Annotated in this window: 13 protein-coding genes and 1 tRNA gene; 3 read left to right on the forward strand and 11 right to left on the reverse strand. The window is 40.0% G+C overall.

Translation table 11 applies throughout. The annotated features are described in order from the left end of the window. The first annotated feature begins 105 nt into the window (after positions 1 to 105). Positions 106 to 921, forward strand: coding sequence for a fimbrial biogenesis chaperone (locus GM920_RS13310; protein WP_182958085.1), 816 nt, complete (start codon positions 106 to 108; stop codon positions 919 to 921). Here GM920_RS13310 and GM920_RS13315 read toward each other — a convergent pair. After that, positions 911 to 3,271 carry a patatin-like phospholipase family protein gene (locus tag GM920_RS13315; protein WP_182958087.1) on the reverse strand — a complete coding sequence of 787 codons (2,361 nt, stop codon included), beginning with the start codon at positions 3,269 to 3,271 and terminating at the stop codon, positions 911 to 913. The two genes, GM920_RS13310 and GM920_RS13315, sit on opposite strands and share 11 nt — an antisense overlap. A gap of 57 nt (positions 3,272 to 3,328) precedes the next feature. Further along, on the reverse strand, positions 3,329 to 4,588 hold the full coding sequence (locus GM920_RS13320) for a DUF2264 domain-containing protein (protein WP_182958090.1): 1,260 nt from the start codon (positions 4,586 to 4,588) through the stop codon (positions 3,329 to 3,331). Between the two features lie 128 nt (positions 4,589 to 4,716). On the opposite strand from GM920_RS13320, the gene GM920_RS13325 reads away from it, so the two are divergent. Together GM920_RS13325 and GM920_RS13330 are read left to right on the forward strand one after the other, a co-directional pair. Continuing rightward, positions 4,717 to 5,526, forward strand: a complete 810-nt coding sequence (locus GM920_RS13325; RefSeq protein WP_182958093.1) for an endonuclease/exonuclease/phosphatase family protein — start codon at positions 4,717 to 4,719, stop codon at positions 5,524 to 5,526. 225 nt (positions 5,527 to 5,751) lie between these two features. Then, a tRNA-Thr gene (locus tag GM920_RS13330) sits at positions 5,752 to 5,824 on the forward strand. A gap of 265 nt (positions 5,825 to 6,089) precedes the next feature. Here GM920_RS13330 and GM920_RS13335 read toward each other — a convergent pair. The 9 genes from GM920_RS13335 to rfbD form a co-directional block, all read right to left on the reverse strand. Continuing rightward, positions 6,090 to 6,809, reverse strand: coding sequence for an Abi family protein (locus tag GM920_RS13335; RefSeq protein ID WP_202986107.1), 720 nt, complete (start codon positions 6,807 to 6,809; stop codon positions 6,090 to 6,092). A 159-nt stretch (positions 6,810 to 6,968) separates the two neighbouring features. Then, positions 6,969 to 10,370 carry an ATP-binding protein gene (locus GM920_RS13340; protein ID WP_182958095.1) on the reverse strand — a complete coding sequence of 1,134 codons (3,402 nt, stop codon included), beginning with the start codon at positions 10,368 to 10,370 and terminating at the stop codon, positions 6,969 to 6,971. Then, positions 10,363 to 10,935, reverse strand: coding sequence for a DUF4194 domain-containing protein (locus tag GM920_RS13345; RefSeq protein WP_182958097.1), 573 nt, complete (start codon positions 10,933 to 10,935; stop codon positions 10,363 to 10,365). The genes GM920_RS13340 and GM920_RS13345 overlap by 8 nt, the downstream gene beginning before the upstream one ends. Further along, complete coding sequence (locus tag GM920_RS13350; RefSeq protein ID WP_235964523.1) at positions 10,928 to 12,394, reverse strand: DUF3375 domain-containing protein; 1,467 nt, start codon at positions 12,392 to 12,394, stop codon at positions 10,928 to 10,930. Before GM920_RS13350 ends, GM920_RS13345 begins: the two co-directional genes overlap by 8 nt. A 219-nt stretch (positions 12,395 to 12,613) precedes the next feature. Further along, positions 12,614 to 13,735, reverse strand: coding sequence for a cytochrome-c peroxidase (locus GM920_RS13355; RefSeq protein WP_182958098.1), 1,122 nt, complete (start codon positions 13,733 to 13,735; stop codon positions 12,614 to 12,616). Between the two features lie 480 nt (positions 13,736 to 14,215). Continuing rightward, a complete protein-coding gene (locus GM920_RS13360) occupies positions 14,216 to 15,835 on the reverse strand; it encodes a gliding motility protein RemB (protein ID WP_182958100.1) in 1,620 nt (539 codons plus the stop codon). A gap of 10 nt (positions 15,836 to 15,845) precedes the next feature. After that, positions 15,846 to 17,807, reverse strand: coding sequence for a polysaccharide biosynthesis protein (locus GM920_RS13365; protein WP_182958102.1), 1,962 nt, complete (start codon positions 17,805 to 17,807; stop codon positions 15,846 to 15,848). Positions 17,808 to 17,881: 74 nt separating this feature from the next. Further along, a complete protein-coding gene (locus GM920_RS13370; RefSeq protein WP_235964529.1) occupies positions 17,882 to 18,790 on the reverse strand; it encodes an MraY family glycosyltransferase in 909 nt (302 codons plus the stop codon). 42 nt (positions 18,791 to 18,832) lie between these two features. Further along, the gene (gene rfbD / locus GM920_RS13375; RefSeq protein ID WP_182958107.1) at positions 18,833 to 19,699 is read right to left on the reverse strand and encodes a dTDP-4-dehydrorhamnose reductase; all 867 of its coding nucleotides are present in this window, start codon (positions 19,697 to 19,699) and stop codon (positions 18,833 to 18,835) included. Between the last annotated feature and the right edge of the window lie 10 nt (positions 19,700 to 19,709).

Consider the following 19,709-nt stretch of genomic DNA (forward strand, 5'->3'; position numbering starts at 1 on the left):
ATTGCAAAAATCGACCCAAAATAAGCTGAACAATTTTCCTGCAGCATTTAGCATTATTATTGCAAGAAGCCCAACAAAATCTCTAACCCAACAAAATTCTCATTTATGAAGCAGATGCGATGCTTGCTTATTTTAATCGTTTTCCTATTTAGCTTTACCGATATCAGCCATGCACAAAGGGTCAATATCAATCCCACTCAATTGAACTTTAATACTGCGGCAGGGGAAACCAGCACACAAACCCTGACGATTTCCAATGTTTCAGATGAAAAACAAGTTTTCCAACTTTCGGTTGGCGACTGGTTACGCGATAGCCTTGGCAACCACCAATACCTACCCGCAGGGAAACTAAGGCGGTCTTGCGCGCCTTGGATCAGCTTGGAGAATGTTTTTGTGGAGTTGGAACCCCGAACAGCAAAGGACATCCGGATCACCCTTGCTGCGCCAGCAGACAGCATGCAAATGAAAGAAATGAAATGGGCAATGCTATTCATTCAAAGTGTAAAAGAGCAAGTTGGAAACAAAAAGAAAAAAGGTAAGGTAAATGCAGTGATCAATGAGATTTTCAGGTTCGGAATTCATATTTATCAGATTCCTCCCGGAGTTCATGATTACTCGGCTAAAGCGCTTATGCTCCGCGAAGACCCGGTTACCAGAGGGCTTTACAACTTTACCATAGAAAATACAGGAAACATCATGCTGCAATGCTTTGCCCACCTGGAGCTGACCAATATGGAAAGTGGCGAAGAAATTAAACTGCCAAATACCGAATTCCCAATCTTTCCGGAGGCGAAAAGAACAATTCCACTGCAATTGCCAGCGAACCTTAAAAAAGGTCGTTATTCCGTACTTGCTTTATTAGAGTACCATGATGACCTCCCTTTAGAGGCCATAGAAATGACCATCGAGATTAAAACTTAAATCCTATAGAGAGGTACATCCGCCATGGATTTCTGTCGAAGCCATTGGTTTTAGCAATAGAGAAATTGATGGGACCTATAAAAGACATATAACCCAGTTTCGCTCCATAGCCAAAAAGGTAATCATTATTAACGGCGACTTTAAAAGGATTAAGTCCACCATTTTCCCAAGCCAGATTAACCTGCGGTGTCAAATATAGATTACCACGCAGGTTGTATTGAAGGGCGAGGCCAAAGCTGGTTACATTCGCTACACCGAACTCCCCTCTTTTCAACCCTATAAAATTACTCTGCCCAATGTCCTGACGTGGGTCAATCCCTCCCATAGAAAACTTCGCATTTTCATACATATAGGCTGCATCGAAGCCATATTTATCCGAATAATTAAAGCCCCAGGTGGCCGAGGCACTTAGGGAAATCCGCCTACTCAACCTTTCCACATAGTGCTCACTGAGGAAAAACCGGAATATATTTCCAGGTAAACCTCCCGGCGGTGGGTTGAGGAAATCGTAAATCAACAGCCCTCTGGTATCCGTAGAATCTGGCATCTTGGTACTGATCCTGTTGTTAACCAGGTATTTCGCCTGAACAACTAAGGTGTTCCCTTTTTTTGGGAAGTACAGATTATCCAAAGTGTTTTGTTTAAACAACAGTGCTAAAGCCTCATTACTGTGGCGATAAAGTGTGCGAATATCATTCCCTTCTCCAAAGAAACGCTTGAAAAGATTTGGCCCCCTTTTAATGGCTTCATTCTCATTGCTTAGGCTCAAAGCGACCGCAGTGGATCGGCCAAGACTATAGCCCAATGCGACTTCTGATGTTAGCGTATTGTTGAAATAGTTTTCATCAGAAATCAATCGGTATAAAATGGAATTGTTTTGTAAAGCCTGATAGTTGAAGGAAGCTTTAAACCACAGCCTGTTGCCACTATTGATGAATTTATAGTAGTCGAAACGCCCTTTGAAACGCTCAGAAAGATCCACAGTAGCCAGTAGTCTGGATTTCCGCAAGAAGATGTTCCGGTACGTATAATTGATGATCAGGCCTGCACTTTGTTCCGTATCATAATGAACTGCCGCTTTAAACACACCCGGTTTCCCCTGTTTGAGTCTCATATTGAGCGTTAAACCGGTATCCGCATTGTTTTCAAAAGTGTAATACACCTTATCAAAAAACTGGGTTCCGAAAAGGTCTTCCACCCCTTCATTTAATTTCTTTAGGCCAATTGGCCGGCCCGTTTTCAATCCGAGGCGCGAATTGGCAAATTGTTCCATCACCGGTAGGTCTAAAGGCTGGCCTTTATCGTTCTGATATACGATTTCTGTAACGGGTAAATTGGGGTCTTTAACTTCCCTGGAGAAGCTATCTAACTTATATTTCTTCTGATCCTCAGCAATTTTTATGAGTTGAGGCAGGTATTTCCGGGCTTCCTGCTCGCCGATTTCGATGATCCGCTTATTCCTGTAAAAATCTGCAGCAGAAAAATCGCTGAGGGCCTGTGTAAAATCTACCACTACATCTGCCAGGGCTTCCTGCTTTTTAGCATCTTCCACTGACCGGAATGCATGGGTCTGATAGATGAGTTTCATCGGGTTTTCAATCTCTTTCTCCGTGAACAGGCGGAAGCCTGTATAACCGCCAATTACAATATCGGCACCCATATCTTTCACTTCCTGTACCGGGAAATTACGATCTAAACCGCCATCCACCAATAAATGTCCATCAATCCATACCGGTGCAAAGGCCGCCGGAATAGCCAATGTAGCCCTAATTGCTAAGGGCAAAGAACCCTTATGTTGTAAGACCAATCCTCCGTTCACAATATCCGAAGAGGTAATCGTAATGGGAATTGGGAGTTTATTAAAATCGTTAATGTGTTTGGCAGAATAAGTTAAGGTATTGAGCACTTCCGACATATACTGCCCTTCGATCATGGCACTCGGTAACCTGGGTCTACCACCCAAGACCGGAAACTCGATCATATAGTTATCATACTCGTCTTTCTCCTCGATATTGATTTGCCTTAGGGGTACTTTATTGCTCAATACCCGGCGCCAATTGATCCCTAACGCTATTTTTTTAAGGGTATCGGGATGATAACCTATCGCATATAAACCGCCAAAAATTCCTCCGGCACTGGTTCCGGAAATGTAATCGACTTTGATACCCAGCGAATCAATCAGCCTCAACAGACCAATATGCGCCATTCCTTTTGCACCACCTCCACTCAATGCCAATCCTATCTTCGGTCGGCCGCCATCTTTACCCTTCGTTTGCGCAAATATTTGGTTGCGATTAGCAAAACACAAATAAAACATTAACGATAAGCAGCAGACAACTCTCTTGAACATAAGCTTTTCATTTGGGAATTCTAAATATCAGAATTTAATCATGAAAAGTACTGCTGATTAATAATCTACATGATAATCTTTAGGGAATTTCTGACTGCTCCAGGCTTTTTTCGCGGTCCAATCTGCTTTTGGTGCCGACCAAAATTGGTTGTCGGCAGGCAAACCAAGGGGTAGAAAAGAAAGGGTAGCCATATACAAACTGCCGGTAGAGGTATAATAATCGGCGATATCCGGATCATGCCCAACGAAACCCAACAGCAACCAGCCATTTTTATCAAATGTTCCAGGCCTATCATACATATTTTTCTTCACCTGCGTTAGCGCAGCCCGTACCTGTTCAGGTTTGATGGTCTCCGGAAGTTTGCCCAGCAATGCCACCTGGCTCAAGGCCTGAAAAGCACCGGTACGGTAGGTAATAGACCGTCCGATTGGCGGGAATGTACCTTCCGGAGAAATCATCCGTTCTTGTCCAACGGCATACCTGACCATCCTCGACAAGGCCAGTTCATATTCTTTTTCAGTGACCAGCCCTTTATCCATCATGATCTTCATCGTATCCACCATCATTGGGTGGATCACAAAAGAGTTGTAATAATCAAAAGCAAAGTTTGGTCCATCACCGTAACAACCATCACCTTTATACCATTCGTTTAGTTTTTTAGGTCCATTATTTAATCTTTCTGTATCAGGTTCTTCTCCTACAGACAACAAAAACGCTTCCGTAATGGAACCAAATAAAAGCCAGTTGCTTTGAAAAGGCTTCCGGTTTCTTAGAGATTTGAAAGCGGAAATGATTCTTCCTTTGGTTTGGGCATCCAATGGCTCCCAAAGTGCTTTTGGCGCTCGTATAAAGGTCTGGGCTAAATATGCGGCATCAACAATGGGCTGATGGTCTGTTTTAAAATTCAACTGATCCGGACTGGAAGGATCAAAACAGCGCGTCAACCCTTGCAACACGTCATTTCTCATCTTTTTTCTATAGGCACCCTCTTCTGTCGCGTCATCAGGCAGGGAAAGCCATGGGGCAATGCCGGCAAAAGTCCGACCCACCGCTTCCAGATAAGTGACATGGATAGAACGATTATCAAACGTAGGTGACTTCTCTACCAGCATATTCTGCTTTAAAGTGCCATTGGCTAGATTCTCCGTTACTGGACTGGCGATTTTATACAATAGCTTCCACCAATATTCACGGTCATTTTTAGGCTTATTCCCGGTAGATAATATTTGTTTATCTATTGCCAAAAGTTCGCTTGGCTGTAACGTCCCAGCCATTCCTACCAGTGATACCGCAGCTAAAAATTTCCTTCTTTCCATATCGTTTTAATAAATAACTTAGACCGAATATAGTAGAGATTCCTTGTTAATTATAGGGATCGACTGCGCAAACGTTTGATTTAATATGCCAACACCGATTTCATTATAACCACAAAAAAAAGAACCACATGCAAAAAAGAATTTCCCATTTTTTCTCCGCCTTTGGCGCGATCTTACTCTTCTGTAGTCTACTCAACAACGCAGCGATTGCACAGTCCAACTCAAAAACCCTTAAGGTGATGACGTACAACATTCATCATGGTAACCCACCGGAACGTCCGGGAGTAATTGACCTTCCCGGCATTGCAGCAGTCATTCAACAGCATACTCCTGACCTGGTGGCTTTACAGGAAATTGATAAGCTGACTAAAAGAACCGGACAGGTTGATCAATTGAAAAAACTGGCCGAGCTTACCGGAATGTATTATTTCTTTTCCAAAGGGATAGATTTTGAGGGTGGCGAATATGGTGTAGGCATACTTTCCAAATACCCCATCAAGGAGAGCAATCGCTACCCATTACCTTCCAAAGCAGGATTAGAGGCCGAAGCCCGAAGTCTGGCCGTAGTTCAGGTGAGCCTGGCCAATGGAAAATCTTTGAACTTTGCCTGTACACACCTGGATTTAAATAATGAACACCGGATGTTGCAAGTAAATGAGATCAACCGCATTCTAGGTAGTAAAAAGGGCGATGTTATCCTTGCCGGAGATTTAAACCTAACTTCAACAACTCCTGCAATGAAGCTATTGGAAGAACATTTTACCCGCAGCTGCACTGAAAACTGTGCGCCTACCATTCCTCAGGATGATCCTAAAGAAGAAATTGATTTCATCCTGCTGAAAAAAGGGAGCCGCATGAAGGTGATTTCACATCAGGTATTTCCAAATATTGACGCTTCAGACCACCTTCCGGTTATGGCCACCTATCAGCTTCCATAAATTCAAGCTTTTTTCTCTGATTTTTCATTGCTCAAGCAATTTTATCTCAGAAAGGCTGGAAATTAAAAATACTGATTTTTAACCAGTTAAATAAAAACACCCAAGGGCACCTTTCCAAACCTTGAAATTATTTCAAAAATAATTTGACAGAACGAAAGAAAACCCTACTTTTGTGGCCTCACCAGGAAATCAAGGGCATTTATTTACTCTTGACCCACAATAAAAGCCTCCTTAGCTCAGCTGGTAGAGCAACTGACTTGTAATCAGTAGGTCATTGGTTCGATCCCGATAGGAGGCTCTTTATTTCCCTTAAAATCATTTCATTTTCAAGATTAAATTTGCAGGCATTAGATCTCTTGATTAATGTTTAGGCATAATTTACGGAAAAATCCAGAGCGGTTCTTTCATCCAGTAAACCTTCATTCCTAATGCATTAGGATCTACATTCGGATACTTCTCTAGTAAAGTAACAAGTTGAATTGTTAGATGATTTTGTGGTTGTACGACATTCAATAAATACTTAATACAGCAAAGATGGATATAAAGCATGTGTCGTTCTTTTTCTATGGGTACATCATTTTCCATGAGTATGGTGGATTTGGAAGAAGTTTAGGCCTACCAGGCAACTTCTTATTCCACAGTCGGCTATGGTGAGCACAATAGTTTCTAATTTGAGTAATTGACTGAAGCCAGCTTGGGAGAAAGGTATGATTCACTATTCCAAGCTCTTTAGCTATTATGTCTTTTGATTTCACGTTACTCTTTAGGTTTCCATAAATCTTTGAAAGCGTACCAAAACTCGTCAATTCCAGCGTTTTCCAAGAGGGAGGAAGTCTGTGATCATCACTATGTTTTTTAATATGTTCTCTAATAAAAAGATCTTTCGATCTTTTTAACTCTTTCTGAATCACCAATAATGTTTTTTCAGCCTCTGTAACATTCTGATAAATTTCCAACCTCTGAAACCACCACGGCCCAAACTCGTGAGACAAATGATAGATCAGCTTCGTTCTCAAACTTATCTCTATCTTTTCAATTGCATCGAAAATAACTATCCGCAATTCTCGATCAAAATTATAGAGGGCAATGACATCTGAAAATTTACTGTTTTCCTTAAAAATATGATCTTCTTTTGGATCCTTTTGCATTGGCCACCAATAACCAGCCAGCCGATAGTAACTAATGTGGCCAAGAAAATGACTACTATCATCTCCCGTAATTAAGCCTCTCCGATTTAATTGATGAATTTGCTCATCTATTGTTAATGCATTTTTTCTATACATAAATAGATATTAATTAGGATTACGAAACCCTATAAAAGCAAAAGACACGCCCTGGTACGCTGTTCTTAAGGGTAGCGTGGCGTGTACTGTTGATGCAAATATACGCTAAATATCACAAGAAACGTGACAAAAGCTAATCGGATAATCTAAATATTAGTTTTAGTCTTTCACAAAGTGTGCTCTTTCAGCTTTAAACTGTTCTATTGGCATATCATACAACCAGGAATGTCTTTCGTCTTTACGTTCCACGAAGTGAACAAAAGAGATGTCATTTTCCACGATATGGATGTTATCACTTGGAGTTACCACGAGTAATTGTAAATGCAGCTGTCTACATAAAGTAATCAGATAACGTGCTTTATCCTCATCCTGAGCTTTAAATGCTTCATCAATGGCGATAAAACGGAAGGAATTGTTTTGCAACCCTTCTTTAGTCAGACCGAACTGGTAAGCAATTGCAGAACCTAAAATCGTATAGGTCAACTGCGCCTTTTCTCCACCGGATAGCTGACCCATATTTTCATAGGTCTTATACTTCTGACCGCTTTCCTTATAAAACTCTTCCGCTTTATAACTGTACCAGGAACGTACGTCCATCACTTTTTTGCGCCACTCCTCTTTCTCGAGCTTCTCAATTAATGGCTCAATGTGCAGGTCGAAATGACGTTTCTTTCCTTCAATCAGGTCCTCGCCTTCCTGCCCGTTAGGGATCGCATTATTCAATAGCGTTCTAAAAGTTTTCACATCTTCATAAATCCGATCCGGGGCTACCAGTTGAATATAGGTTTTCGGTGTACTCTTGAAATCGATTTCAAATAGCGCTTCGTTCAATACTTTCACGTTTTCCTTGATGGATTCCGACCAGTTTTCAAAGAACATCCTAAAATCGCCAATCTTATTGATGATTGTTTCTTGCAGGTAGGCTTCAAACTTCTGCTCATATTTAGGCAGATTGTCTTCTTTGAGCTGTTGTAAGCGCTTTTGATACTCGCTAATGAATTCCAGATTCGTAGAATCCGGCAAACCGTTCACATCAGAACGCCAATCTTTAAACTTCTGAACCAGCTGTTCATTGGGTTGTTTAAAGTTATTGATCTTAATCCTGGCGGCATTTTCCTTTTTATGTTTATCCGCACGCAGGTCATTCCCAAGGTTCATATTCTGCTCCCGGAAGGTATCTTGTGTGGACTTAAAGTTGACATGCTGAATGTTCAATAAATGTTCATGCGTCGCTTCAAATTCGGCAACGTCCAATACATGACCATCAAATAAGGCTAGTGTATCCTTGTTTAAGGCCAGTTCTTTCTCCAAACTTTGCTTCATCCATTCCGTATCGTGCTTCAGCTTCACGCTACGCTCTTTTTCTTTATCAATCGAATCTAACTGACCTTTCACAACTTCCAGCTGCTTCTGTAGCTCCCTTACCTTATCGTTGGTCTTCTCCAGACTTTCCTTTATGGTCTTCTTTTCTTCAATTTCCTGCGCATAAACCGCCCAGTTCAAGTCTTCAAATACCGAATAATCGGAATACAACTGATAGAATTTTTCTTTCAGCTCATCGATCTTTTTAATCGATTGGTTGATGAATTCCAGTTGTGATTTATTTTCCTTTTGTTGTTCCTGAAAAGCGTTCAGCTCATTCTTTAAAAGCGTGATTTTATCTTTATTGTCCCAACCAAGTACAAAATTCTCTCTTCTGGCGATGTGTGGACGGTCGTCTTTTTCATGCTTTCCTTTTACCGCATTGATCAGCCCTTCTTTCGTGAGCGCTTTTTCTTCATAGCGGTTAAATTCTTCCAGACTTTCCGCGCAGCTGTAATTGTATTGTCCGGCAATTGCATCCTCGAGCCATTCAGAATAGCTGCTACCTTCTTTAAACTCCAGCTTGTTCACCAACAAATCCCCATCATACGATTTCCTTCTCAGGGTTCCCATCGAGGTAAAACCTTTGTATCGCTGATAAGTAATCCGTCCTTTCAGATTGGTCCGGTTCACATAAGCATTCACCTCATTGTAATATTTCTCCGGAACAATCAGCCTTAATGCGAAATTGTGCAAGACTTTCTCTATGGCCGGCTCCCATTCCAGATCTTCTTCTCTAACGCGAATCAGCTCCCCGATAAATGGCAATTCATCCTTTGTTGCGCCTACATGGTTCAGAATATCCTCCCTGATGTCGGCTTCTCTTCCGGAGATGTTATTTTTATTTTTCTGAAGAGAACCCACTACTGCCAACAAGTTGTCCACTTCTTCCTGCAGGCGGTCCATCTCATTTTTGATCTGTCTCTTCTTTTCTTCTTCCAGTTCCCGCTGCACATCGCCCTCGGCACGCTTTTCTTGCGTCAAAGCTCTGGAATCCGCAAATACATGAGCATCTGGATTTTGAGGAAGGTCCAGTGCTGCCACCAAACGGTTATAGCTTTCTAACTTATGCTGACGGTGATTTCGTAATTTCTCCGCCTGCTTGATCTCTTCTTCAATCTTTTCAATCTGTTTCCAGACTTCTTCATTTTCAATGGACATGGAAAGCGCTCTTTCCTGTTTCCTCGCGGCCTCATCCTTTTCCTTTAGCAAGATCAGATCAGTTTTCAACTGAAGCAGTGTTTCCTTGTTTTTTTCCAGCTTGGCACTGATCAGCTCCACTCCTTTTCCGGCGAACCAGAATACAGCAGTATCTTTATCTTTTTGTAAAACCTCCAGCTTATTTTCAATCTCGGAAAGCTGTGTCGCCAGGTCATTGATTGGCGTCAGCTGTGAAATTTGTTCTTTCGCCTTCTCGATGTTTGTTTTCGCATCCATCAACGTGATAAAACTCTCTTTCAGCTGAATAAATTCTGCTTCTGCATCCTGATATTCCAGCATGTTCATGCGTATAAATTCATCCAGATCTTCCAGGACCTTTACGCCGACTACCTGATTGAACAAGCTCAATGCGTTTACAGAGCGCATTCCAAATAAATGGGCTAATCTTTCCGCATACTTAGTTGGACCATCTAAAAACTCGACGCGTTTTTTAGAAACTGCGTAGTTGTATATTTTCTCCAGGCGTCTTTTCCAAATCCCTTTACCATCAAACTGGCCAAAGTCTTTTTCAATTTCCAAGGGCACATGGGCAATACCGAAGCTCCTTTTCAGCTCCCCATTGCTAAACCAGCGCACCTGAAACAGGGTGATCACCTGTCCTTCTGTATTTTCAAATGAGGCCAACAACACCGAATAAGCGGTATGGTCTCTCAGTTTTTGGGTGGTTGCTTTTAATTCCCCTTCATTTTGAATATTGCCATAATGGCCATATACATAGGTCTCTTCCGTTCTATCTCCTTTTTTCTCTACTCCAGAACTCTGGTTATAGAAACGATCCCCTTTTACCGGAACCAATAAAGTGAGCAAAGCGTCAATAAACGTACTTTTACCAGAGGCATTTGCACCTGTTAACAGGGAATTGTTTCCTTTAGGAGAAATCTTAAAAATCTCCCCATCAAATGTTCCCCAATTGTACACTTCCATGTATTGCAGTCGGTATCCTGCTTTATCGGAACTTGTGCTAAATAAACTATACATATTCCTCCAGTTTCAGTTTAAAATCTTTTAAAACATCCAGGGTAACCTTCTCCTTGATGATGCGTTGAATCCGATAAACAGGTTCTGCATCGGTTTCTTGTAGCTCTTTCAAATAACCCAGCTCCACAATTTTGCGGATATAGCTGTCCAGTTCTTTCAAGAATTTCACGCGGTTATATTTTTCTGGCAGGAACAATTCAATTTCTTCACGAATCTCTTTATGGCTGATAAACTTATCATTTCCATCAATTAAGGTTGGGTTGTTATCAAAATCTTCTAGCATCTGGCGTAAGATCACCAAGACAATAGAAGTTTCGAAGCCAATCTGGCGGCGGGAGATGAGTCCCATCGTATTGCCTTCATTGTTTTCAAATTGCTTAAAGAAAGCCAGGCCTTCTTCTTTTTTCAAGATCAGCTCCAGACCAATCACATTTAAATAGTGTTGAATCTCTCGCTGGTAATGAATAATATCATCCCAAACGCTCGACTGGGAGTACACCGGGCCTTTCAACAGCCTGATGATTGCCTTGGAATAAGGCTTTATTTTATCTTCAAAATTACTCATTCTTCAATAGGATTACTTCAGGTACGTTTATCGATTTCTGCCCCTGGGCATCAAATAAAATACGCTGTGTGTTTTCTGGGTTGATGGTATGCTTAAATTCTTTGGCGACGGATAGATAGCCAAACAGCTCTGGAAGGCCATCTGCAATTCCACCATCTGCTTCAATAATTTCGAACAGGGAAACGCGGGCTCTCCCTGACAATACCGTTCTGATTTTTTTCCGCAGCACTTCTTTATCGATCTTTGTCTGACCGAATAACTTGCCAAGATGACGCGAGCTAAGAATGTCCTTATCGGCAAGCTTAGGCCTTACTTTATAGAGTAATTCTTCTGGTTGCTCCAGCATCAGGCGCTGTTCAAAAAACGGATAAATTTCCAGGTTGGCTTCCAGTACCAATCCGATATCCGGACGATTTTCCTGCTTTCCTACTTCGATCAACATTGTTTTGATCTCCTGGATCACGTTGTGTGTCACCTGTACTTTAGAGCCTTCAGATTCTCTGATGATACGACCTAGTTTCTCGGCCATCTTATCATTTGCTTTATATACCTTCTGACCCGAGGCATGCAGGTACTTTTTCATCCCTTTCAAGAAGAAGTCACCCACAACAATCCCGCGTTCGTCTAATCTTTCGAATAAAGTATTGCTCAATGTGGTCCATTCTTCCTGTAATACCGGGTCTAACAAGAACGACCAGAAGGCATAAAAACTTTTACCCTGCTGACTGTCTTTAATCTGATCCAAGGCATCAAAAGTAAATTCCAGGATATGATCCTTGGTTAAGCTACCTTCCGCATGTTTTTGATAAATCTTTCTGGTGATCTCTTTAAAGTTATCTTCTACCTCTTTAAAGTCCGACAATAGTTCTTTTGCTCCTTGGTTCAATTGGTTGTATCGTGGAATGACCTCATAATCCTGGTAAACCTTGACCTTTTTCCCCGCTTTCAGTTGTTCGATCTGGTGTTCGATTTCCAGTCGCTTCTCCTCTAAAATGGCCAAACGATTGTCGCGATCTCCATTGGTAAATTCCACCAATTCTTTCAATTGGTTGAAAATGTCTTTAAACCTGGATTCTGTACCTACAAATTCTTTCTTCTGCAGGCTCATTAACCAATCTATGGTTTTACTGGAATGCACGGAGATCTCATAGAATATCTCTCCCTGATCATCCTGATAATTGGTTAGAAAACCGCTATCTGTCCACTTCCTTACATATTTCCTGGCCTTGACCTCGTAAGAGTCAAAGCTTTCAATTTCATACTCTTCATCATTATCTACCTGTTTAAGTTCCAGGAAATCAGCCAACAAAGCATGGACATGATCGGAGGAAATGGTAGTTCCCTCATTTATAAAAGTATGGATAAGAAATTCTATCACAATATCCCTGTTCCTCAACTTCAGCAAATTCACACTTGCGGAGCTATTGAGTACTTCAAGAATCCTGGCACTGTCTATCATCGGCATAAGTTAAAAAGACCGCAAAAGTACGCAAAATCCCACCTAAAGGCCTGTTTTGCTGCGATATTTTCAAGAAATCCTAAGGAGAAATCCCGGGATTCCGGAGCTCAGAAAAGCTCCGGACCTGGGTATGTAAAGAGACTGTCTACCAGACAGATTGCGAGAAATCCTGGAGGATAACTGCTGATATTTTTGAGGAAGAGCCTCAGATTTTTTAAATTATCTTGGCAATTCTGGTCTTCTCATGTGGTATTGTGTCGCTGTAATTGCATTCATAAAAGCAACGACTGCCTTGATCTCCCCAGTTGTTAATTTCAAAGGTTTTAACAAGGGGTCTGTTTTCGGAAATAGTGGATCAGCCTTGGCTTGCGCTTCTGTTGGATCGATCATGTGCATACCGCTATTGTAAATATTGACTACCCCGGTAATGTTATCGAACATCCCATTGTGCATCCATGGGCCAGTGTGCATCACATCTCTAAGCGATGGTGTTCTAAATCTCCCTACATCTTCCGGTTTACCAGTGATCAGGTGTTTTCCTAAATCCTGATACTTACGTTTGTAATAGGTAAGTCCGATGTTGTGAAAATCTTCATCCGTCAGGTATTTTCCATTGTGACAATTCATACACCTTGCTTTGGTGCGGAAAAGGTGTAATCCATGGAGTTCCTGATCGTCTAAAACTTTTGTTTCTCCATCCAGGAACCGGTCAAAGCGACTTCTTCTACTTGTGATGGTTCTTTCAAATTCACCAATAGATTCCACAATTTGTGGATAAGTGATCTTTTCTTGTCCATAAGCTTTCTTGAACAATTCCCTATAGCCTTTAATTTTTCCTAATTTTTTAGGTAAAGCCTGAGGTTTCATGTTCATCTCATGGTGTGCAGTAATCGGACCGTCTACCTGGCTTTCCAATGTTGCTGCTCTACCATCCCAGAACAAGGTTTTACGTTCCGCTACATTGAGCAGTGAAGGTGTATTTCTATTCCCTTGTAAATGATCATTACCCAATGCTACTGCACGTTTATCAGACCAGGAAATTTCCGGATCGTGACAGCTGCTACAAGAAATCTGATTGGAGCCGGAAAGCAAAGGATCGAAGAATAGGATTTGTCCCAACTTCACTTTTGGCTCTTCCATCTTGGCAAAATAATTACTGTCAATTGCAGGCAGGGAGCTCATTTCCGTCCAGTTTACGCCGCTATCAATCGTCGGTTTTGGCCATTGGCTAACTGGCTTACTGTATTGTGCTCTAAGCGTATCTTGTTCATCTTCCGCATAAAATGCAGAGCCGACCACGAAGATCAAAAGAAAAGAAAAGATGATAAATATTCTGTTCATTGTAAATTTTAACATTAATTCCGCCACTCCTGTTCCAATCACCAACCCGCATCCCTGTTATCAATTGAAAAGTAACGAGTTAACCATAATTAACTATTTAGAAGAAATCTAATTAAACGCAAAAGTAGGGTTTATTCTCTATAAAAAAAGAGAAATTTCAAAAATGATTGGGATTGGGAGCAGGAGAAGAAATCAAATTTTCATCGGTATGTTAAAAGCGGTTATTTCAAATAAATTCTATGCAATTTCAAAGTAGAGTCTATGTAATTTCAAAATGAAAGCTATGTAATTTCAAAGTTGTGGCTATGTAATTTCAAAATAGAGATTAGCCTCACATCATTAAATAACTCATAAAGAGATAAATAGCAGCCAACAAAATAAATCAAAATACACGATTACCAGCTGGAGGAAAATCTAGGGATACGAAAAACGGCCAGCGTTTTGAATGCTGGCCGTTTCCATGATTATTTTTCTGTAGGATTACATATCCTGATATAAGTTTCTGAATGTGCTTCTTAACCCGAATGTGATTAAGCCCGTGTTTTTAGTACCCAGATTATTGCTTTCTTTTCTGTAAACCCCACCTACTTCTAAACGAAGGTTATACTTTGGATTTAAAAGGTAGGCTACACGCCCTTCGGCGTAGTACAGGTTTGTTTTGATTCCCTGCCCGATGTAGTTACCATAATTAGCTACGCGTGTGTCATACGGCTTAAAAATATCCTTCCCATAGTTCAATCCGTCCGGATCCAAACCATATCTGGCATACATCAACTGTCCCTGGAAATCAAGTCGTTTATACGTATAGTTCATCAGCCCCAGTACTTCTCTGAAATTTGCACCCATTGGATGTGCCAAAGGCTGATTCATTGCCGCATAATTGGATACCCTGTCAAAGTGGGCGTAAGTATAAGGTCTGGCTGTGTTAAACTCAGCAAGGTAGTTAAGACCTTCAACCTTGAATAAATCAGAACCCCTGAAGCCAATTTGTAATGCCCACTTGTTTGCCCAATAGCCTTTGTTACCAAAAAACTCCTTGGCGGTAAACTCGTCAATCATAAACTGACCGTAAACCGTTGTTTTATCCAGGATTTCATATTTTGTATTAATTCCTAGACGCATCTTATCCGGCGAAGTCGTATTTGCACCCTCCACAGAACGAAGGAAAATAAAAGGATGGATGTAATTAAAGTCAAAACCTCTTTTACCTTCCGGTTCCGCATCTGCCCAGGTTACTGCCTGAAAAAACCCAATCGAGAAACGCTTTGTTGCATTCCAATCTATATAATGCATCGCTGCCCATTTTCCACGATCCCCTAAACGTCTATCTGTAGTCAGCTTTTCTGCACCAGGATCCAACATATAGCCAAAAATAGTCTGGTACTGCACATTACCTAAACTCGCGCGCAACCTTACAAAAGAGTAGTTTGCAGCGACATCAGAAAGTAACATGGAGCGATATCCATCTCCAATAAAGTTCTTATCGTAACCTACAGCAAGATTCAAATGTTTATTTGGGGTATAAGACAATAGAGCCGTTGCATAGGACCAGTCTTTAGTTGTGCCGTCCAATTTCCCAGACATTTGACTTGGTACTACTTTATTGGTATTGATAAAGTCTGTCAAGTAATTCGCAAAAACCGCTTGATTTTCATAAACATTGGTATAGAAAGAAAACTCCTTTCCTACTTTTCCACCTACTTGAAAACCTCTGGTATTATTCCAGGTGGTTTTCCCCTCATTAAATTCCCTTCCAATCTGGAAATCAGGAAGAAAATCTGCATATACTTCGTAATCTTCACCTTTAAAATTCAATAAATGCTCCTCTGTGACTTTTCTTCTTACCCAAGAACGGCGGTTTAAAGAATCCGTGCCCATCTTCATCAATTCATCATAACGCTGAACCAGCAAGGAATCATCTGCATAATACCCTTTGATAGACGAATGCGAACGATTATTCACATCGTAAACAGATTTGTTTAATTTCTGATAAAATTGATAAGAATATGGGATATTGACATTTGGCGTCTGTGCCTTAGCGCTAAAGCTACCAACAAGAAGGGCTCCTATCCAGGAGAAGTGTTTGAGTTTAAAATTCATGTAGGGTGATCTAGTTCTGTGGTATCCCAGGAGCTTCCTGGCGCGCCACATCCAACTCTTCAAAGATGGAATTTTTACTTTTAAATTCTGGAACCATTACTTTCATCTGTTGTACCACTTTAGTGGTATGGTCAGTTATTGCATAACCAGCCAATTTCACCAATTGTAATTGTACTTCATTAAAGTCATATTCTCTAACCTTACCAATCATGATTTTTTCATGGTGAGTAGGCATTGTATTTTCATTATCGTTCAGTAGTTCCTCAAACAACTTCTCTCCTGGTCTTAAGCCTGAATAAGCAATTTGAATGTCTTCATTTGGTATTAAACCTGCCAAACGAATCATCTTTTTAGCCAGTTCCACGATCTTCACCGATTTGCCCATGTCAAAAACAAAGATTTCTCCACCTTTACCCATACAACCTGCTTCGAGCACCAATCGGCAAGCCTCAGGAATGGTCATAAAATAACGCGTAATTTCAGGATGAGTTACCGTAACAGGACCACCCTTTTCAATTTGTTGTTTAAAACGGGGAATTACAGATCCATTGGAGCCTAAAACATTTCCAAAACGTGTGGTGATGAATTTAGTAATTGGTTTTGTATTTAGCTCGTTGATATAACTTAAGCCATTGCTAAAAATATGATTGGTATGGTGCAGGGAATTATTCAAGGATTGTACATAAATCTCTGCAATTCTTTTGGAAGCCCCCATTACATTGGTAGGATTTACCGCTTTATCCGTCGAAATCATCACAAACTTCTGAACACCATGCTTCACTGATTTATCAGCAATCATTTTGGTCCCCATTACATTTGTCTTGATGGCTTCTGCTGGATTGTCCTCCATTAAAGGAACATGTTTGTAAGCTGCAGCATGGTACACATAGTGTGGCTTATAGGTCTCAAAAAGAAACTCCATTCTTTTCTCATCCTTTACATCTCCAATAAAAGCATGAAAATTGGTACTGGCATGTGTTTCCTCTAATTCTAAATAGATATTATGTAATGCCGTCTCACTTTGATCGCAAAGAATAATTAAGCCAGTCTCAAACTTCAATAATTGTCTGACGATTTCACTTCCTATAGATCCAGCAGCACCAGTAATTAAAATTCTTTTGTCTTTTAACTGATTTTGAATTCCTTCAATATCAATTTCAATAGTTTTCCTATTTAATAAATCTTCGATGTTTAAATTTTGGATCTGAGCCGTGGTCACCTGCCCTCTGGCCCATACATCAGGCGAAGGAATATTCAATATTTTCACGTTGTGTTCTAAGCAGACATCCACTACTTGATTTTTCCTATCGGGTGGGATCGTGTAAGAAGCAAAGATAATTTCATCAACTTCGTGTTTTACCACTAAATGCTCCAGCTGAGAGGCATCCAGGATCTTAACACCATCAATAGTTTTACCTACTTTTCTTAAATCATCATCTACAAAAGCAATGATGGTCTTGTTTACTTTCGCATCATGATCAAAAGTTCTCTTAGTGGCTACACCAGCTTCCCCTGCACCATAAATGATCACTCTAATTTTGTCCAGTTTCGCATTCTTAAGGTACATAAAGAAATATTTCACAATAATTCTATAGGTAATCAACATCAAGAAGCTAAACAAAGTATAAATGACTATAGCGACATTGCTCACGACAGAAGAACCTGTCCCAACAATGATTACTGCATTCGTAAAGAAAATCACTAAGGAGCTCAGAATCACAGAAAACAAAATTCGGAAGGAGTCTTGCGCAGAAGTATACCTAACAATACCAGCAAAAGTTTTCACGCTATAGAATACCAACGTATTCACAGCTATAACCAATAAGACTGATTTGTAGAACCCAATAAAATTAATTTTATCAATGATAAAGTTGTGTTGTAAAATAACAGCAAACAATAAAGCCAGGAGACTTAGGCAAATATCAATGGTAAAGATAATCCAACGGGATACAATTTCAAGTTTAGTGAACATAGAGCTTAGTTAGTACATCTTGCCAAATTTAATAAAAAATAAACCATAAAGTAATACTTAATCTTAGGTATAAATTACATTTCAGTCACTACTATTATTCGCGGTTTAATCAAGCAATAGATCAATACCAAAGGAATTGTTGTTATCAAAAAAACAGATAAAAAACTCCATGGCCAGTAGATTACCGCAACAATAATGCCCAATTGTAATAATGCATACACTGAAGAGACTATTAAATGGGGCCATTTTTGCTCATTGGCTAAAATCTGATAAAAATGCAGCCGATGTGCATCGAAGATATTTTGCTTTAATTTTAAACGATGTATAATTGTCAATACAGTATCTACGCCATAGACTGCTAAAAACAAGACATAAACATAGTTATCAGTCAACAGTATCAATTTCAATAATAGAAATATGATCCAAAAAGCGACCGTTACACTCCCTACATCTCCTGCAAAACACTTGGCTTTCTTTCTGAAATTGAAAAACAAAAAAACTAAAGAGGCCAAAATTGGCAACCAGATCAGATCAGGCTGGATAAAATTAACAACCTCATAGTTTACATATTGTAATCCCCCTAGTACAACAATGCTATAAGCACCTGTAATTCCATTAATCCCATCCATGAAATTATAGGCATTGATGATTCCTATGACCAGAATATAGAGGATGATACTCATCCAGATGGGAAAAATCTGAAAAACACCTAAAAAAAGAAAAAGCAAGGTCACAGCGGCCAGGTGGAAAACAACTCGAACTCTCCCAGATAAGGTAATCCGATCATCCGCAAAACTAATGATGCCAATAATAAATAAGCCCAGAATTGGCATCCAGAATTCCGTGTGCATGATCAGTGTTATCAATGCCGCCAAAAGATAGATGATTCCTCCTCCGCGAATGGTAATCTCCGAATGAGAACTACGCTCATTCGGATGATCAATAATATTATAATGGTCTGCAATCTTGAAATACAAGAGCATTCCTATAAAAAAAAACGGTAACAGTATAAGGTAAAGCATTGCTTATTTATTCAATTCATTTATACATTTAACCAAACTATCTCTCCAATACGGGATAGCAATACCAAATGTGGTTTTAATTTTTGATTTATCCATTACTGAGAATGCAGGTCTTATCGCTTTAGTCGGATAGGCTGATTCGGGAATTGGATTCAATTTAACTTCAATCCTGCTTAGATCAAAAACACCTTTAGCAAAATCGTACCAGGATGTTACGCCTTCATTACTATAATGATAAGTTCCATATTTTTCATTATCAATGGTTATAATATCCAGAATGACACCTGCTAAATCAATTGCATAAGTTGGCGTACCAACCTGATCAACGATAACACCAAGTTCATCATGGTCATTTCCTAACTTACGCATGGTTTTCACAAAATTATTTGCAAATTCTGAATATAACCAACTGGTTCTTATTATATAATGTGTATCTAAAAGCCGGGCAATTCCCAATTCACCATCCAATTTAGTTTTTCCATAAACGTTTATTGGATTAGCAATGTCCTGCTCATTCAAAAGCTTTGGCAGATTTCCTTCAAAAACAAAATCTGTTGAAATATGAATAAGCGTAGCATTATATTCCGCACAAAGACCTGCTAAGTTTTCAGCACCATCTTGATTTATTTTTTTACAAAGCTCAAAATCATCTTCAGCCTTATCTACAGCGGTATAAGCTGCACAGTTAATTACAAATCGAGGACCTTCCTGCTGAAATAATTGATGTAATAAATCCAGATCTAATATATTCCCCTGAATTTCATCCAGATACAATAAAGTAGTTAAGCCTCTTTCAAGACTCACCTTTTCTATACAGCTTCCCAGCTGGCCAAGACCACCAAATACAAGGATATTATTTTTTATACTCATCTTCTTTTAA

It is taken from the genome of Pedobacter gandavensis, from assembly GCF_014172405.1.
GTDB classification, from domain to species: Bacteria; Bacteroidota; Bacteroidia; order Sphingobacteriales; family Sphingobacteriaceae; genus Pedobacter; species Pedobacter gandavensis.

Excerpts from the sequence above, each read along its gene's own strand:
- GM920_RS13345 (WP_182958097.1), bottom strand. The coding sequence starts at position 10,935 with ATGAGTAATTTTGAAGATAAAATAAAGCCTTATTCCAAGGCAATCATC.
- GM920_RS13310 (WP_182958085.1), top strand. The coding sequence starts at position 106 with ATGAAGCAGATGCGATGCTTGCTTATTTTAATCGTTTTCCTATTTAGC.
- GM920_RS13315 (WP_182958087.1), bottom strand. The coding sequence starts at position 3,271 with ATGTTCAAGAGAGTTGTCTGCTGCTTATCGTTAATGTTTTATTTGTGT.
- GM920_RS13325 (WP_182958093.1), top strand. The coding sequence starts at position 4,717 with ATGCAAAAAAGAATTTCCCATTTTTTCTCCGCCTTTGGCGCGATCTTA.
- GM920_RS13360 (WP_182958100.1), bottom strand. The coding sequence starts at position 15,835 with ATGAATTTTAAACTCAAACACTTCTCCTGGATAGGAGCCCTTCTTGTT.
- GM920_RS13365 (WP_182958102.1), bottom strand. The coding sequence starts at position 17,807 with ATGTTCACTAAACTTGAAATTGTATCCCGTTGGATTATCTTTACCATT.
- GM920_RS13370 (WP_235964529.1), bottom strand. The coding sequence starts at position 18,790 with ATGCTCTTGTATTTCAAGATTGCAGACCATTATAATATTATTGATCAT.
- GM920_RS13335 (WP_202986107.1), bottom strand. The coding sequence starts at position 6,809 with ATGTATAGAAAAAATGCATTAACAATAGATGAGCAAATTCATCAATTA.
- GM920_RS13350 (WP_235964523.1), bottom strand. The coding sequence starts at position 12,394 with ATGATAGACAGTGCCAGGATTCTTGAAGTACTCAATAGCTCCGCAAGT.
- GM920_RS13355 (WP_182958098.1), bottom strand. The coding sequence starts at position 13,735 with ATGAACAGAATATTTATCATCTTTTCTTTTCTTTTGATCTTCGTGGTC.
- GM920_RS13320 (WP_182958090.1), bottom strand. The coding sequence starts at position 4,588 with ATGGAAAGAAGGAAATTTTTAGCTGCGGTATCACTGGTAGGAATGGCT.
- rfbD (WP_182958107.1), bottom strand. The coding sequence starts at position 19,699 with ATGAGTATAAAAAATAATATCCTTGTATTTGGTGGTCTTGGCCAGCTG.
- GM920_RS13340 (WP_182958095.1), bottom strand. The coding sequence starts at position 10,370 with ATGTATAGTTTATTTAGCACAAGTTCCGATAAAGCAGGATACCGACTG.